This is a genomic window from Vibrio floridensis (genome assembly GCF_021852965.1).
GTDB lineage: Bacteria > Pseudomonadota > Gammaproteobacteria > Enterobacterales > Vibrionaceae > Vibrio > Vibrio floridensis.
Genome location: NZ_JAKGCY010000019.1, coordinates 19,333 through 35,324, shown reverse-complemented (window position 1 = coordinate 35,324; position 15,992 = coordinate 19,333). Strand labels below are relative to the sequence as shown.

The window sequence follows — 15,992 nt, the reverse complement described above, 5'->3', positions numbered from 1 at the left end:
GGGTTCGAGTCCCGTCCGCTCCGCCACTTATTCCAGACCTCAGCAGAAATGCTGAGGTTTTTTTGTTTCTGTTGTATTATTTTGGTCTGCGACCAACGAGTCCCGCAAAAGGTTTGCCCGTTGACTGCAACCCCAGCCGTCAGCCACTTGTACCAATCTGGAAAATTAACTGGTCAGGTCTATCCATCTTCTCGAGCACATCTGTCCGACTCTGGCCGAGCGTTCCCCAAAACTATTCCAAGCCCTACATACTTTGGAGACAATGTCTTCGTAATCCGCAAAAGATTGATTGCCGAGATAGTGTTGTCTTAACCAACTCCACATTTGTTCTATTGGGTTTAGCTCTGGTGAATAGGGTGGGAGCTTGATGATACTGACATTATCAAATGGCTCAGCAATGTCATTTGTATGCCAACCCGCGCCATCCATAATGACCACGGCGTGACGACCTTTTTCGGTCACTGCGGAGAGCTGCTTCAGATGCTCAACCATAATGTCCTTGTTAACCCAAGGAACGACCATTGCCTCACCAATACCTCTAGCAGGGCATACTGAGCCAAACAAATACGCATATTCAAACTGCTGCTGTTTTACCACTCTGGGTCTTGAGCCACGCTCAGCCCAAAGTCGAGTTGTCGTGTTTTGCTGGCCAAATCTTGCTTCATCTTGAAACCAGACATCGACGTTATCAAGCCCCATGTGACCGGGGATCTTAAGGATCGTTTCAATTTTGAATTTTTTTAAAATCGTCTTGGATTTGCTGGGATTGACGAAGGTGCTTGGAGCGTGAAGTTATCCAAGGAAAGCCCATATGGTTGAGCAAGTAGTAGATCGAATCTGGGTGGTAGTGTTTGCCAAATTCATTAACGATATAAGCATGAATATCGTTACCAGTTAATCGACCGCCAGACGAATCCATCGCTCGAGCTTTTATATACTGACTTAATTGTTCTCGCTGCTCCGCGTTAAGAAATGCAGGGCGACCCGTTCTTGGTTTCTCTTGCAGTCCTTCAAGCCCTTCTTCAAGGAAGGTTTGTACCCATTTATTCACACTGGTTCTGCTTACCTTAAGGAACTTAGCAATTTGGGTTCGAGAGTGACCCTCTTTAAAATGGGCCAATGCGAGCAATCGCATCTTCATTTGAATAGATTTTTGTTGGCTAGCAAGTTTTGTGAAATCAATGTTATTGAGACTGTCCATAGCGTCATTTATCACGAAGAAGTAACAGTCTCAATTAGATCATATTTTTAGTTAGGTTGGTATTAGTACTTATTCTAGGCCTCAGCAGAGATGTTGGGGATCTTTTTGTTTGTACTCATACAACTTAGCTCTTGTGAGGCTAACCACCCAAGTTCCATTTGGTTACATCTGGAACTAGACAGCCTTAACCCTCACCCAACTGCGTTAAATCTAGGCTGTAATCTAATACATTTGCGTTTTGACTCATCTGTCAGCATATCAACTAGTCTTTAGCATTACTTTGATAGATTGTTGAGAATGATTATTAATATTTAGTTACACTTAGGCAATCAATCAAATCAGTAGGCCACATATGGATATTTCTCGCCGCCGCTTTCTTCAAACTTCATTGGCGTTTTCCGCATTAACGCTTCTCCCTGCGTGTTCACTTTCGCGTAGAACATCGCTTCATCATGGGCGGTTTGTCTATGAGATGACTGCAGAACCGGCTACTGCTGAGGTGGTGCCTGGTTTTGCTACGGATGTGCTCGCCTTTAATGGTGCTATCCCTGCCCCTACGATTCGTTGTCGACAAGGAGAAGAAGTGATCATTCACTTCACCAACAAACTCAACGAGCCAACGACAATCCATTGGCATGGTTTGCGTGTACCTATTGAGATGGATGGTGTTCCCTTTTTGAGTCAAAAACCCGTTATGCCAGGGGAGAGCTTTACCTATCGCTTTACTCCACCTGACGCAGGGACATTTTGGTATCACCCGCATATGAACAGTGTCAAGCAGCTAGGTATGGGGCTAGTTGGGTTAATCATTGTTGATGAAGCAGAGCCAGTTTCTTTTGATGAAGACCATGCTCTAATGCTTAAGCATTGGCATCTCAATGAGAAAGGTGAGTGGAAATCGTTATTGGCCCCACGCTTAAGTGCCCGTATGGGAACTCCCGGTGAGTGGGGAACTGTGAATGGCGCCCATGAGCCCACCTATCCGTTGAAAGCGAATGCGATGACGAGACTTAGAATCGCAAATGTGGATAATACCATCACTTATCCTATCGCTATTGAAGGTGCGGACGCATGGGTTATAGCAATAGATGGAAACCCAATAAAAACCCCTTATAAGCTCTCTGAGCACAAGATTGGGCCTGGCATGAGGGTTGATCTCGGGTTAATTGCCCCAGCCGTTGGAGAGCGTTTCTATGTGCGACAAATGAAAGGGAAGTTACCGTTTCCTCTTTGTGCATTCGAATCGGTTGAATCGGACCTATTAAACCAGAATATACTGCCAACATTGCCGCTCAACCCTATTGCGCCGTTAGATTTAGATACGGCTGAACAAATTGATTTTGTCTTCGAGTGGGAAGGTGCTGTTACTCCGATGGATAAATCTGGCCAAGCTCTGCCAACTTTTTGGTTGGTGAATAAACGCGCTTGGGAGGGGATGAGCCAAGATTCAATTCCAGCACCTTTAGCGACGTTAGAACGAGGGCGGACCTACATATTTAATCTTAAGAACGTGACGCAATACCATCACCCCATTCATTTGCATGGGCACACATTTACCGTATTGGAATTAAATGGCCAGATGCTCGCAGAACCGTTTCATACGGATACTGTTTTGCTAGGCAAGAATGGCAGTGCCAAAGCGGCGTTTGTTGCGGACAACCCCGGTCGCTGGATGTATCACTGCCACGTAATTGAACATATGAAAACCGGATTAATGGGATATATTGAAGTAAAGTGACTCCTGTAACTTTTTAAATCTTGGCGATTTACAGATACATTGTCTAAATGAAATTATTGTTTTTTGTACTCGATCTCTGTGTGGATGTGGCTACAATGTGGCCATTAGATTTGTGAGGTTGCTATGAGTCAATTTGCGATATTGGGTTTCATCGCTTTGGGCGGCGCATTTGGCGCTTGTTCTCGTTACTTAGTGTCAGAGCTCTGTGTTGTGCTGTTAGGCAGAGGTTTTCCTTATGGCACGTTAACCGTAAACGTGGTCGGTTCTTTTATTATGGGTCTCTTAATTGCCGCCTTTGAGAGTGAGTTGTTGGCGACAGAGCCATGGCGACAAATAATCGGTTTGGGCTTTTTGGGTGCACTAACAACGTTCTCGACATTCTCGATGGATAACGTATTGCTGATGCAGCAAGGCGCATTTTTCAAAATGGGCTTAAACGTAGTGTTAAACGTGACCTTGAGTATCACTGCTGCTTGGGTTGGCTTCCAATTACTTAAATCGTGAAGCAATGAGCGAAATTGAGTCAAATTTTAAACAGGTCGGCTTGGTTTAACCAAGCCGATTTCATATAATCGCTTCACTTGTCGGAGTGCCTTAGGGCTGAGACCGTTTATTCGGGATCCGTTGAACCTGATCAGGTTAGAACCTGCGAAGGGAACAAGAGAAGATACTTGTACCAGTGCGAACTGGTGTCTTATCAAAGCTTGAATCCACAAATTGAAACTCTAAATTGTGTGTTCAACGCCTCTTGTCACAACTTTCCGCCAAGCATTTTTGTCCAAAACCTTTTTATCCAGCATAACAAGAAAGGAAAAATGCTATGTCGAATCGCAAGCAAGCGAGACTGGAAGCTAAACAATTCATCGATACACTTTCTGTACAGCCGTATCCCAATTCCACCAAAGTGTATGTCGAGGGCTCTCGCTCAGACATTAGAGTGCCAATGCGCGAAATCTCCTTGGCAGACAGCTTAGTTGGCGGGACCAAAGAGGCACCGATCTTTCAGCCAAATGAAGCGGTAAGAGTGTATGACACCTCGGGGGTCTACACGGACCCGACTCATCAAATCGACCTCTATAATGGCCTTCCTAAGTTAAGAGAAGAGTGGATTACAGAGCGTGCCGATACCGAAGTGCTTGATGATGTCAGCTCAGTCTACACGAAAGAGCGTTTAGAAGATGAAACGCTGGACGAGTTGAGATATGGCAATCTGCCTCGCATCCGTCGCGCCAAAACTGGGCATTGTGTCACTCAGTTGCATTATGCGCGTAAGGGAATCATCACCCCGGAGATGGAATACATCGCTTTGCGCGAGAATATGGGGCGCGCCAAATATCAAGATGAAGTTTTGACTCAGCAGCACGCAGGGCAAAGCTTTGGTGCGAATCTACCTAAGGAAATTACCCCAGAATTTGTGCGTCGTGAAGTCGCGGAAGGTCGCGCGATCATTCCTTCCAACATTAATCACCCAGAATCCGAGCCGATGATCATCGGCCGCAACTTCCTTGTGAAAGTTAACGCCAACATTGGTAACTCATCGGTGACCTCGTCGATTGAAGAAGAAGTGGAGAAGTTGGTGTGGTCGACTCGTTGGGGCGGTGATACGGTGATGGATCTGTCGACGGGGAGAAACATTCATGAAACTCGCGAATGGATTCTACGCAACAGCCCAGTACCGATTGGAACCGTGCCTATGTATCAGGCACTAGAGAAGGTCAATGGCGTTGCTGAGAACCTAACGTGGGAAGTGATGCGTGATACGTTGATCGAGCAGGCTGAGCAGGGGGTGGATTACTTCACGATTCACGCAGGTTTGCTGCTGCGCTATATCCCAATGACGGCGAAACGCGTGACGGGCATTGTCTCGCGTGGCGGTTCGATCATCGCTAAGTGGTGTTTGGCACATCATCAAGAGAGTTTCCTCTATACCCATTTCCGCGAGATTTGTGAGATTTGTGCGAAGTACGATGTGGCGCTCTCATTAGGTGATGGTTTGCGTCCTGGCTCGATTGCCGATGCCAATGATGAAGCGCAGTTTGCTGAGCTTAGAACATTGGGTGAACTGACCAAAATCGCGTGGGAGTACGATGTCCAAGTGATTATTGAAGGTCCTGGGCATGTACCGATGCACATGATTAAAGAGAACATGGATGAGCAGCTCAAACATTGTCATGAGGCACCATTCTATACCTTGGGTCCACTGACCACCGACATTGCCCCTGGCTATGACCACATTACTTCTGGGATTGGTGCAGCCATGATCGGTTGGTATGGCTGTGCCATGCTTTGCTACGTAACGCCAAAAGAACACTTAGGTCTACCCAATAAAGAAGACGTGAAAACTGGCTTGATAACCTACAAACTGGCTGCACACGCGGCGGATTTAGCTAAAGGGCATCCGGGTGCACAAGTTCGTGACAATGCCTTGTCAAAAGCACGCTTTGAGTTCCGCTGGCAAGATCAGTTCAACCTCTCTCTTGACCCCGATACGGCGCGTGCATTCCACGATGAAACCTTACCTCAGGAATCAGGCAAGGTGGCACACTTTTGTTCGATGTGTGGTCCAAAATTCTGCTCGATGAAGATTTCGCAAGAGGTTCGTGAGTACGCTAAAGGACAACAAGGTGAGGCAGGACAGGCGATAGAAGTGAAGCTGTTGGATGACCCATTGGAAGGAATGAAGCAAAAGTCCGCGGAATTCAAAGCGTCGGGTTCGGAGTTGTACCATCCTGCAGTGAGTCACGAAGAAGTGGCAGAGGGTTAAGTATGAGACTGCTGATTCCTTCTGCCATTATTGAGCTGACGGGAGAAATTCAGCAGTGTTTGTTCTTGGCAAAGCAGCAAGGTTTTGCCATTGACTATATTGAGTTGGGCGTTAGCCCAACTCGTACACTGCAACTGATTTCTTCAGCCAAAACAGTCGTATTCGAGACGGATCTTATCCATAACGATAGTCGTCATCTCGGAGCGCATGACTTTGCGCTTCACTACCATCATTCGCTTGCTCTCACAGAGGTATCCACCTATTTGCGCTCAGAGTGCAATGCCAAGACGCTGTTGATCAATTTGCAAGGGGTGCAAGGTGAGGCGTTTGATGTTTGGCGACATCCTTTAGCCGATGAAACTCGCGCACTACGATTTTTATCACGCCAAAACCACTCTCAAAACGAGAGCGTAGAATCGATTTATCGGCATTTGGCGTGGGTGGTCACACTCAGTGCACTTGATTTCCCAATCGAAGATTGCCTTACTTTGGCGCGTGCGATGTTGAATGTTTCACGTGAAACATGGGTGTCGGATTTTGCTTTGTTTCCTACCCCAGTGTTGCATTTGGATGAGTTCGACATCTTACCAAGCCACAATCTTAAAGGGTTAACAAAAGCGTTTCCGCGGGTTATCGCTCAACAGTTAGGGCTCTATCCGGTGGTTGATGATGTCAGTTGGATTGAGAAGTTATTGCCTTTGGGGATTAAAACGGTCCAATTGCGGATTAAAGATCCAAACCAAGTCGATTTGGAGCAACAGATTGTGCGTGCGATCCAGCTAGGTCGTGACTATGGCGCGCAAGTCTATATCAACGACTACTGGCAGTTAGCGATTCTGCATCAAGCCTATGGCGTACATCTAGGGCAGGAAGATTTGCAGGTGGCTGATTTAGCCGCCCTGACGAATGCAGGCATCGCGTTAGGGTTATCTACGCATGGTTATTATGAGCTGTTACGCATTGTTCAACTCCAGCCAAGTTACATCGCATTGGGGCACATTTTCCCGACCACCACAAAACAAATGCCTTCATTACCGCAAGGGCTGGTGAGATTAAAACTCTATCAGCAATTGATTGATACCATACCTTATGATGAGTCCATCACCGGCGTTCCCACGGTAGCCATTGGTGGTATTGATCAAAGCAATGCGGCGACGGTATGGCAATGTGGTGTCTCTTCATTAGCGGTAGTGAGAGCGATTACCTTGGCGAAAGATGTGAAAGCGGTAATAGAGTACTTCAAGCAAGTCATGACACCTAACACAACACAGGTGCATTTAGACTCAGCATCGACTCATACTCTTGAGCCAACAAGTGAGGCCAATCATGTTGGATGATCGGCTCTTTACTCGTTATCAAAGACAAATTGCATTAACGGAAATCGGTGAGTTGGGGCAAGCCAACTTACTTCAAGCACATGTGTTGGTCGTCGGTTGCGGTGGTCTGGGTAACGCAGCGGCGCTTTATTTGGCTGCTGCGGGCGTCGGCCATTTAGTGTTGGTGGATGATGATGTGGTTGAAGAGAGTAATTTGCAGCGTCAAATTGCCTTTCGTCAGCAACATCTCGCCAGCCCCAAAGTGGATGCACTCGCAGAGCAGTTGAAGCAGCTCAATGCAGAATTGCGCGTTCGCACCATTAGCCAACGTTTGGATGAGCAACGTCTCAACTTGGAAGTGATGTTGGCGGACATTGTGCTCGATTGTACGGACAACTTTCCATCGCGCCAACTGATCAACCAAGCCTGCCTGAATCAACGTACCCCATTAGTGTCGGCCTCGGCAATTGGCTGGAAAGGGCAATTCATTGCGTTTGATTTTAGTTCATACCACTCAATCCAATCCCAGCAAGATACCTCGTCGGCAACGAGTTCAGCAAACGCTCCGTGCTACCACTGCCTTTTTCCATTTGCAGAAAATGCCACGCAGACCAAGTGCAGTGATGCTGGGGTGATTGGCCCTGTCGTGGGGCTAATGGGAAATTATCAGGCAATCGCAACGATTCAAAAGCTGGCAACGGGCGCGTTTCAAACCACTTGCCATCAGTTGCATCTGTTTGATGGGCTCAAGTTAAGTTGGCAGCAATTGGCGGTAGTGAAAGATCCAAGTTGCCGCGTTTGTCAGATTCAGAAACAGGAATCAAGCAATGAACACTATAGCAATTAGCATCAACGGCGAAAGCTACGAGGTGCCAACCAATGCGACGTTGGCATCCATTATTGAGCAACTTTCACTACCTAACTTGGGTTGTGTGTTTGCAATCAATAATCAAGTTGTCCCACACAGCGAATGGCAAACCAAAACGCTCAGTCGTGGTGATGCTATCTCACTATTTCAGGCGATTGCTGGAGGATAAGCACATGCTCAAAATCGCAGACAAACAATTTCATTCTCGCTTGTTCACGGGCACCGGTAAATTTGCCAACAGCCAATTGATGTCACAAGCCATCGAACAATCAGGTTCACAGCTTGCCACTATGGCGCTGAAAAGGGTGGATATCCACAATCAGCAAGATGACATCTTGTCACCACTGTTGTCAGCGGGTGTTAATTTGCTACCTAATACCTCTGGTGCCAAAAACGCCAAAGACGCCATTTTTGCCGCGCATTTAGCGCGTGAAGCATTGGGCACTAATTGGCTGAAGTTGGAAATTCATCCCGATCCGAAATACCTGATGCCTGATCCGATTGAAACTTTGGCGGCAGCAGAGCAGCTAGTCAAAGATGGCTTTGTGGTGTTGCCTTATTGCCATGCAGACCCTGTGTTGTGTAAGCGATTGGAAGAAGTAGGTTGCGCTGCTGTCATGCCCTTGGGGGCGCCAATTGGCTCAAACAAAGGCTTGGTTTCGCAAGACTTCTTACAAATCATTATCGACCAAGCGAAGGTTCCTGTTGTGGTGGATGCGGGGATTGGCGCACCGTCTCATGCTGCCTATGCGATGGAACTGGGTGCTGATGCGGTGCTGGTGAATACCGCGATCGCCGCTGCACGTGATCCCATCGCCATGGCCCGTGCATTCAAATTGGCGGTTGAGGCAGGGCGTTTGGCGTATGAGTCGGGGCTTGCTGGCAAAGTGTCGCATGCGGTGGCATCCAGCCCATTGACCTCTTTTCTCGATGAGTGCCTTTCTTAGCAAAAGAAAGGGCCGTCTGTTGACCGGAGCAACACCATGAGTTTCGTCGAACATTTTAATCAGCTCAATTGGGACGATATTCGATTATCGATCTACGCTAAAACCGCGCTCGATGTCGAGCGAGCGCTGAGTAAAAACAAACTCGATTTAGAAGACTTTAAAGCGCTGATTTCGCCAGCCGCGGAGCACTATCTAGAAGCGATGGCGCAGCGTTCCTATGCGTTAACCCGTAAACGTTTTGGTAATACGTTATCGCTCTATATACCACTGTATCTTTCCAATCTCTGTGCCAATGCGTGTACGTATTGTGGCTTCTCGATGGAGAATCGCCTAAAGCGCCGCACACTCACGGTGCAAGAAATCGATGCAGAAATGGCGGCGATTAAGGCAATGAAGTTTGACAGCGTTTTGCTGGTGACGGGTGAGCATGAAGGCAAGGTTGGTATGAATTATTTCCGCCAAGTGCTGCCGCAAATCAAACGCGCTTTTAACTATCTAGCGATGGAAGTGCAGCCGCTTAGCCAAGAGCATTATCAAGAGTTGAAGCTTTTGGGTTTGGACGCTGTGATGGTTTATCAGGAAACGTATCACCCTGCGACTTACGCACAACATCACTTGCGTGGCAACAAAACCAATTTCAACTATCGTCTCGAAACGCCTGACCGTTTGGCGCGAGCGGGGATCGATAAAATTGGCATTGGTGCACTGATCGGCTTGGAGGAGTGGCGTACGGACTGCTTCTACGTTGCTGCGCATCTGGACTATTTGGAGCGTACCTATTGGCAGACACGCTATTCAATTTCATTTCCTCGCTTGCGTCCTTGCGCAGGGGCGTTGCAGCCCAAATCTGTGATGAGTGATAAACAGCTGGTTCAACTGATTTGCGCCTATCGTTTGTTTAATCCAGAAGTCGAGTTGTCGTTGTCTACACGCGAGTCGGCGCTGTTTCGTGATAACGTTCTACCACTGGGTATCACGTCGATGTCAGCGGCATCGAAAACTCAGCCGGGCGGTTATGCAATGCCTGATGTTGAACTCGAGCAGTTTGAGATCAGTGATGAAAGGAGCGCGGCAGAAGTGGAGCAGATGATTCGTAGTAAAGGGTTCGATCCCGTATGGCGCGATTGGCATGCCGCCTATTCTGGGGCTCGGTTCTCTTAACCAAAACAGCTAATCTTATCTTAGGCAATACAGTCGTTATCGAGCGAGTCTGAGCGCGGTTCGATAATGTCAGCAAAGAGCGAAAGTGGCATGTGGATGTGTTTCACGTGAAACAAAAAGGTTAAGGCATTTTGCCTTAACCCTTTTTCTATTGTTTGCAAATGGCAGTGTCTATTGCTTATCAGTGGCTGAGTGGTAGCGTCGCTTCACGTAGCCAAACTTGTGCGTCACCTTCAACCAATGGGCTAATGTCATCCCACACTTTTTGGTGGTAGTCATTTAGCCAAGCGAGTTCAGGACGCGTGAGCATATCGACATTGATGTTACGTTTGTCGATTGGGCAGCGAGTCAGAGATTCAAAGGTCAAGATAGGGAAGTCACCTTGGGTTTGCTTCTCAACCACCAGTTCCAAGTTTTCGATACGAATACCAAACGCATCCGCGCGGTAGTAACCCGGTTCGTTAGAGAGCACCATCCCTTCGACAAGGGGTACGTCGATTTGACGTTTTGAAATGCTGGCTGGTCCTTCATGCACGCTCAGGAAGTGGCCCACACCGTGACCAGTACCATGATCATAGTCGTAGCCTTCCGCCCAAAGGTGTTGACGAGCCAGGGTATCAATTTGATAGCCACGAGTGCCTTTCGGGAAACGAGCACGAGCCACACCAATATGGCCTTTCAGAGCCAAAGTAAACTGTTTGATCATTTCTGCTGAAGGTTGGCCGATGGCAACCGTACGAGTGATGTCGGTGGTGCCATCTAGATATTGGCCGCCAGAGTCAACTAAGTAGAGCGTATCCATGCTGAGTTGGCCTGGTTGAGGCTGGTTTTGATGATTGTAGTGACACATCGCAGCGTTGCTTCCGGCTGCCGAAATGGTATCGAAACTCAAATCCTTCAGAGTGGGATCTTCGCGGCGAATGGCTTCCAGTTTGTCGGCCAAAGTTGCTTCATCGTGCAAAATACCTTGTGCCACTTGTGCGTCAAGCCAACTTAGGAATTTGACCATCGCAGCACCATCGCGCAGGTGACATGCTTTCATGCCAGAAATTTCAACCGCATTTTTGGCGGCTTTCGGCATCAAACAAGGATCTGCACCCGGGACAACGACGGCGCCTGCGTTTTGCAGAACCAGTTTACACCATGCGTTACTGGTGCCGGCATCGAGCAGAACTTTTTTGCCCGTCAAGCTTTCAAGGCGAGCTTGCAGCGTCTCAGGATGGAAAACGTGCACCCCTTGGCCAACATGAGCATCAAACCCTTCAGGTAAGCGATCAGGATCGAGGAAGAACTCCACTTGGCCATCTGCATGCAGAATCGCGTGTGACAGTAATACAGGTAAGCGAGAGACGTCCAAACCGCGGACGTTGAGCAACCAGCAAATCGAATCCAGTGCGGTGATAACGGCGCTATCAACGCCTTGCTTTGTGATCAGCTGTGCGATGTTCGCACGTTTATCGGCAGAGCTTTGGCCAACGGCCTCTGTCGACATCAGTCGAACGTCAGAAACCACAGGTTGTGGGCGATCATGCCACAACTCGTCAATCGGATTGCTGTCGAGAATGGTAAGCTCAAGCACACCCGCTAATTTCGCTTGTGCCATGTTTAACCAAGCAGCGCTGTGCATGCGTGGGTCAATGGCCACCGATGCACCACGAGCGAGGTTTTCTTGCAACCATTCAAGAGCTGGTTCTTCAATCAAATGGCGATACTCAAACAAATCGGCAGGAACTTGTTTGGTCACCTGAACAGTGTAGCGACCATCAACAAACATGGCGGCTTTTTCTTGGGTGATAACGGCAGCGCCGGCAGAACCGGTAAAGCCAGTTAGCCAATGTAAGCGCTCGTTATGGTCGGGAACATATTCGCCTAGGTATTCGTCTTCGTGTGGGACGAGTAGAGCGTCGATATTGTGCTGCTGCAACCAAGTGCGAATGGCAACAACACGCTCGTGAGTTGATTTGTGCATCTGTACGATTCCTTTGTTCTTTTTGCTCCGTTTGCTCAGGTTGGGAGCTGCTCCTTATCTTCCATGTAAGGACCACAGACCATAGATGAGCCCGGAGGACTATCGGCGGTTAAGCTACTCATTTTAGCCCAACAGCGCAATCAATTGGCGAAATTTTTACCTAAGATGCAGGGTTTTCTGTGTGATCATGTTGCGTAGCCAACTTAAGGCTGGGTCATTTTCTCTGTCTTTGTGCCAAAACAGAGTGTATGCCATCGGTGGAAATTCGATCGGCAAAGGCAGCACCTGTAAATCGAGTTGTTTGGCGGCCAGCAAGACAAAGTGGCTGGGTGCGGTGAAGACAAAGTCGGTGTAGGAACAGAGGTTCGCGGCGCTATTGAAGTCGGGTACGGTGATAGCGATATCGCGCTCACGGCCAATATCTGCGAGGCGATAATCTAACAGCCAGCGTTCATTGCCGTCACAGCGTACTTGCACGTGGCGCAGCGATAAGTAGTTTTCCAAATGCCAAGGCTGCTGCAGCGCTGGGTGGTTTTTTCGCACTACACACATCTGATTGTCGCGATAAATTTCCTGCTCACAAATATCAAACGGCGGCAGCATGGTGAGCTTGGCATCGTTGATGTCGATGTCTTTGCCTGTCATGCCCAAATCCAGCTCACCGCGCTGCAACATTTTGAAGGTCTGTTCTGACCATGAATGAGTGCTGATGGTGACGTTGGGCGCTTGCTGGAAAATCGATGGCAGAAAGTGCGGCAAGATTAGGGGATACACACTTTCCACCGCGGCAATACGAAAGCGGTATTCGCTGCTTTCGGGGTGAAACTCTTCCGGCAAAGTAAGGTGCTCTAACTGGTTGATCAACAGATCCAGTTTCGGTTTGAGAAACAGCGCTCGCGCTGTCGGAGTAAGTCCGTGTGAATGTCGAACGAATAAGGGATCATCGAACTGTTGGCGCAGTTTTGCCAGCGCTTTACTCACCGCTGATTGACTTAAACAAAGTCGATGCGCAGTGCGAGTCACATTGAGTTCCTCGAACAGCACTTTCAAGCAGACCAGAAGATTAAGGTCGAGGCGGGAGAGTTTTTCGATGTTCATTCTGAATTTCCCAATAAGAATATCAGCGATGAATATACATCATTTCCGTTCATATCACGAGGCGGTTAAACTCGCATCAAAGTTCTTGTTCAATTTGGAGTGTTTTGTGTCAGGTCAGAGCCAAACCAGTAAATTACAAATGGCGTTGTTAACCTTGCTTGTGTTGTTCAGCCCGTTGGCAATTGATATTTATCTTCCCGCGTTGCCACTTATTTCCAATACCTTTTCGGTTGAACACGCATTAGCACAAGACACGATTACTTGGTTCCTATTTGCAATGGGTGTCGGCCAGCTGTTCGCCGGTCCGTTAGCAGATAAACTCGGACGTCGAACTGTTGCATTGGGCGGTATCACCATCTATGCACTGAGCGCTTTATTGGCGTGGAGCGCGCAGAATATTGAATGGTTGTTGGTATCCCGTCTGCTACAAGGCTTAGGTGCGTGTGCGACATCGGTAGCAGCCTTTGCGACAGTTCGCGATATTTTCGGCCCAGAGAAGAGTGGCAAAATGATCAGCTATCTTAACGGGGCCATTTGTTTCATTCCGGCGCTTGCCCCCATTCTGGGTAGCTGGCTAACCCAGCAGTTTGGCTGGCGCGCTAACTTCAGTTTTATGGCGGGGTTTGCCGTTGTCATTGGCACGCTGATGCTGTTTAACATGCGCGAGACCAACCCAGCGACGGAAAAACAAGCGGTGTTTAAACTTAGCCGCTACTGGGCCGTGTTGAGTACCCCTTCATTTGTTTTCCATGCCACGCTGTGTTTGCTGGCGATGGCGGTGATCCTTGCTTACGTGACCTCGGCACCTGTGGTGTTGATGGAAGGGCTTGGCCTAACCATGAACCAATTTACTTTCTGGTTTGGTATCAACGCGGCGATCAATATCGCGGCTTGTATGCTGGCACCTAAGTTCATGGATAAATGGGGTACCCACAATACACTGGTGGTGGGCGTGGTGACTCTGGCGATCGCTGGCGTTGTCATGTTGGTGATGGCAGAAACCGCGACGCCATTTGCCTTTATGTTGCCTATTTTCCTGTCATCCGTCGGCTTTGCTTGGATACTTGGTGCCGCCGCAGGTAAAGCGTTAGAGCCATTTGGCGATAAAGCGGGTACGGCCGCCGCACTGCTGGGCTTATTCCAAATGAGTGGCGCGGGTCTGTTAGTGGGCACCATGCAGCGTTTTGCGTTAGAACCTCAACTGATGATTGCGATTCAAATGTGGCTGTTGGTTCCGGCATTAGGGATTCTGTTTTCAAAATTGGGCCGCCAGTGGCACAGCAAAGGCGTGGTGGCTTAACACGCAACGCCAATTTAGAGTTTTACTGTATAGCGAAGCCGTGTATATTTGTCGCTCACTCCACCATTCGACACTTAACGGAATTGATAGGTAATGTCGTTAACCACATATGAAATGGCTCGAATCCTTGAACAAATGGAAGAGTCACCAGAGAAAATTATGTTCGGCAAGTTGCTCGTTGAACTGGGCAATCAAAGTGAAGAGCGTATTCGCAGTGCAGCAAAACAGGTGCCACTGCATGTTCTCAGAGATATCGTTTATCAGTTTCAGCAGGTTATCAATTCTCGGAAAGGAGAGCAGGTTGAATCCATGGCGAAAGAGCTTGCCGAGCAAGGTATTTCCGCTGACGAGCTGCTTGCTTATCTACAGAACAAATAAAAGAATCCCCGCCAGTTTGAGCGGGGATTTTTCTTTCTAGCGTTTCTCTATTTCTTGGCGAAAACAGTGATCGAGCGAAATTCGCCCCGCGCCCCAAAGAAACGTCATCAGCAGCATCAGCCCCCATAGTTGATGATCGTAAAACCCTTTCTCCCACAAAAGCGGGTAGGAGATCACGGCCATTGCGTTAAAGGCAAATAGCACTAGGCTGGTGATGCGGGTGAACACGCCGAGGGCGAGTAAGATCGGTAAGCTAAGCTCGGCCGCTGTGGCGAGATAAGCGGCCAACTCCCAGGGTAAAATAGGCACCTGATATTCCAACTCGAACAGATAGAGAGTGCTATCCCATGAGGCGATTTTGCTTAATCCAGCATTGAAGAAAACCCACGCCACCCAAAGGCGACAAAATAGTAATACTCCGGGCACCGCCCAAGATTGTAAGTGGGTAACGGTAGTGTCATAACGATTCAGCCATTCACGCATCGGAGCCTCCTTGTGGTGCGAGAGAAAAACCCGCGAAAATACCCAGTTCGAACAGAAAAGCCAGTTCAGCAAGCAAAGGTGCGGGTATCTGTGCGAGGGGAAGTGGTTGTTCAAGCAAACAGACCAACTCGTATTGTGCGGGCGTCATCGTTATGCAGCGCGGCGGTGTTGCTTGATGGCAGAGCAATATCCCTTGCTCGCTTTGCGCAATCTCAAGTTGATCGAATTGCTGTGTCTCAATCGCCGCAAAGAGTGAAAAAACGGCGTAGTGGGAACGAAAAGCCATGCAACCGGGAAAAAGGTGCAGCACCAACGCCTGATGCTGTGCTGGTTCGAGTTGCGAAAGTTGCTCTAGGGATTGCCAGTATTGTGGCATCTGAAACTCATTTTGTTGCTGTTGGCTTTCATCGAGCTGATCTTCCAAGCGCGCAAACTCAACACAGTAGGGTACCGCTTGGCTCACATTGGGGAAACGCTCTAACGTCTTGGCAAATCCCCGCCCGTATTGCGACACATCCCCAGTGTGTAATGGCACAGAGAGTACGTGTTGGCGCGCCATTTGCTCGAAGCATTCTTCTCCCAGCAACGCTAAGGTCTTGGGGTAAGTAAGTGCTAACACTTCATTGAGACTCATGACAAAGTTATTGCGGTAAATTTGTATTCGCTGCTCGGCACTGAATTGGTCACTGACAATGCCGCAGGACTCAGCACTGGCTTGATAATGCAGTGCTTGGCGAAACTGATGTTGAAACTCGGCGAGTTGCATTTG

15 protein-coding genes and 1 riboswitch are annotated in these 15,992 nt (G+C 48.4%); of the genes, 10 read left to right on the top strand and 5 right to left on the bottom strand.

The features are described 5' to 3' along the window. Positions 1–165 precede the first annotated feature (165 nt). Positions 166–1,201 (bottom strand): IS630 family transposase gene (locus LZU85_RS19120; RefSeq protein WP_237288143.1). Its coding sequence is split into 2 segments (ribosomal slippage): positions 166–741 and positions 743–1,201, totalling 1,035 coding nucleotides; the frame shifts between segments, so codons are not numbered across the junction. A gap of 352 nt (positions 1,202–1,553) precedes the next feature. On the opposite strand from LZU85_RS19120, the gene LZU85_RS19115 reads away from it, so the two are divergent. From LZU85_RS19115 to thiH, 8 genes are all read left to right on the top strand, one after another. Further along, positions 1,554–2,939, top strand: coding sequence for a multicopper oxidase family protein (locus tag LZU85_RS19115; protein ID WP_237288141.1), 1,386 nt, complete (start codon positions 1,554–1,556; stop codon positions 2,937–2,939). A 123-nt stretch (positions 2,940–3,062) separates the two neighbouring features. Beyond that, positions 3,063–3,443 (top strand): fluoride efflux transporter CrcB, encoded by a 381-nt coding sequence (gene crcB / locus LZU85_RS19110; protein WP_011079011.1) that lies wholly within the window; start codon positions 3,063–3,065, stop codon positions 3,441–3,443. Between the two features lie 71 nt (positions 3,444–3,514). After that, positions 3,515–3,613: riboswitch (TPP riboswitch) on the top strand. A gap of 146 nt (positions 3,614–3,759) precedes the next feature. Then, on the top strand, positions 3,760–5,703 hold the full coding sequence (gene thiC, locus LZU85_RS19105) for a phosphomethylpyrimidine synthase ThiC (protein WP_237288139.1): 1,944 nt from the start codon (positions 3,760–3,762) through the stop codon (positions 5,701–5,703). Between the two features lie 2 nt (positions 5,704–5,705). After that, a complete protein-coding gene (locus tag LZU85_RS19100; RefSeq protein ID WP_237288137.1) occupies positions 5,706–7,040 on the top strand; it encodes a thiamine phosphate synthase in 1,335 nt (444 codons plus the stop codon). Further along, a complete protein-coding gene (locus tag LZU85_RS19095) occupies positions 7,030–7,866 on the top strand; it encodes a HesA/MoeB/ThiF family protein (RefSeq protein WP_237288136.1) in 837 nt (278 codons plus the stop codon). Before LZU85_RS19100 ends, LZU85_RS19095 begins: the two co-directional genes overlap by 11 nt. Then, positions 7,847–8,056 carry a sulfur carrier protein ThiS gene (thiS, locus tag LZU85_RS19090; RefSeq protein ID WP_237288134.1) on the top strand — a complete coding sequence of 70 codons (210 nt, stop codon included), beginning with the start codon at positions 7,847–7,849 and terminating at the stop codon, positions 8,054–8,056. Before LZU85_RS19095 ends, thiS begins: the two co-directional genes overlap by 20 nt. Before the next feature lie 4 nt (positions 8,057–8,060). Further along, positions 8,061–8,834, top strand: a complete 774-nt coding sequence (locus tag LZU85_RS19085; protein WP_011079006.1) for a thiazole synthase — start codon at positions 8,061–8,063, stop codon at positions 8,832–8,834. A gap of 36 nt (positions 8,835–8,870) precedes the next feature. Continuing rightward, the gene (thiH, locus tag LZU85_RS19080) at positions 8,871–9,995 is read left to right on the top strand and encodes a 2-iminoacetate synthase ThiH (protein WP_072615020.1); all 1,125 of its coding nucleotides are present in this window, start codon (positions 8,871–8,873) and stop codon (positions 9,993–9,995) included. A gap of 181 nt (positions 9,996–10,176) precedes the next feature. Here the strand turns inward: thiH and LZU85_RS19075 are convergent, their stop codons facing one another. Both LZU85_RS19075 and LZU85_RS19070 read right to left on the bottom strand, forming a co-directional pair. Continuing rightward, complete coding sequence (locus tag LZU85_RS19075; RefSeq protein ID WP_237288132.1) at positions 10,177–11,964, bottom strand: aminopeptidase P family protein; 1,788 nt, start codon at positions 11,962–11,964, stop codon at positions 10,177–10,179. Between the two features lie 156 nt (positions 11,965–12,120). After that, positions 12,121–13,062 carry a LysR family transcriptional regulator gene (locus LZU85_RS19070; RefSeq protein WP_011079003.1) on the bottom strand — a complete coding sequence of 314 codons (942 nt, stop codon included), beginning with the start codon at positions 13,060–13,062 and terminating at the stop codon, positions 12,121–12,123. A 139-nt stretch (positions 13,063–13,201) separates the two neighbouring features. Between LZU85_RS19070 and LZU85_RS19065 the strand changes: the two genes are divergently transcribed. Next, positions 13,202–14,362 (top strand): multidrug effflux MFS transporter, encoded by a 1,161-nt coding sequence (locus tag LZU85_RS19065; protein WP_237288145.1) that lies wholly within the window; start codon positions 13,202–13,204, stop codon positions 14,360–14,362. Positions 14,363–14,455: 93 nt separating this feature from the next. Continuing rightward, positions 14,456–14,740, top strand: a complete 285-nt coding sequence (gene tsrA / locus LZU85_RS19060; protein ID WP_011079001.1) for an H-NS-like global regulator TsrA — start codon at positions 14,456–14,458, stop codon at positions 14,738–14,740. Between the two features lie 36 nt (positions 14,741–14,776). On the opposite strand, the gene LZU85_RS19055 is transcribed toward tsrA, so the two are convergent. Next, positions 14,777–15,223, bottom strand: coding sequence for a DoxX family protein (locus LZU85_RS19055; RefSeq protein WP_013572613.1), 447 nt, complete (start codon positions 15,221–15,223; stop codon positions 14,777–14,779). Further along, on the bottom strand, positions 15,216–15,989 hold the full coding sequence (locus LZU85_RS19050; RefSeq protein WP_237288130.1) for an HvfC/BufC N-terminal domain-containing protein: 774 nt from the start codon (positions 15,987–15,989) through the stop codon (positions 15,216–15,218). Before LZU85_RS19050 ends, LZU85_RS19055 begins: the two co-directional genes overlap by 8 nt. Positions 15,990–15,992: the final 3 nt, after the last annotated feature.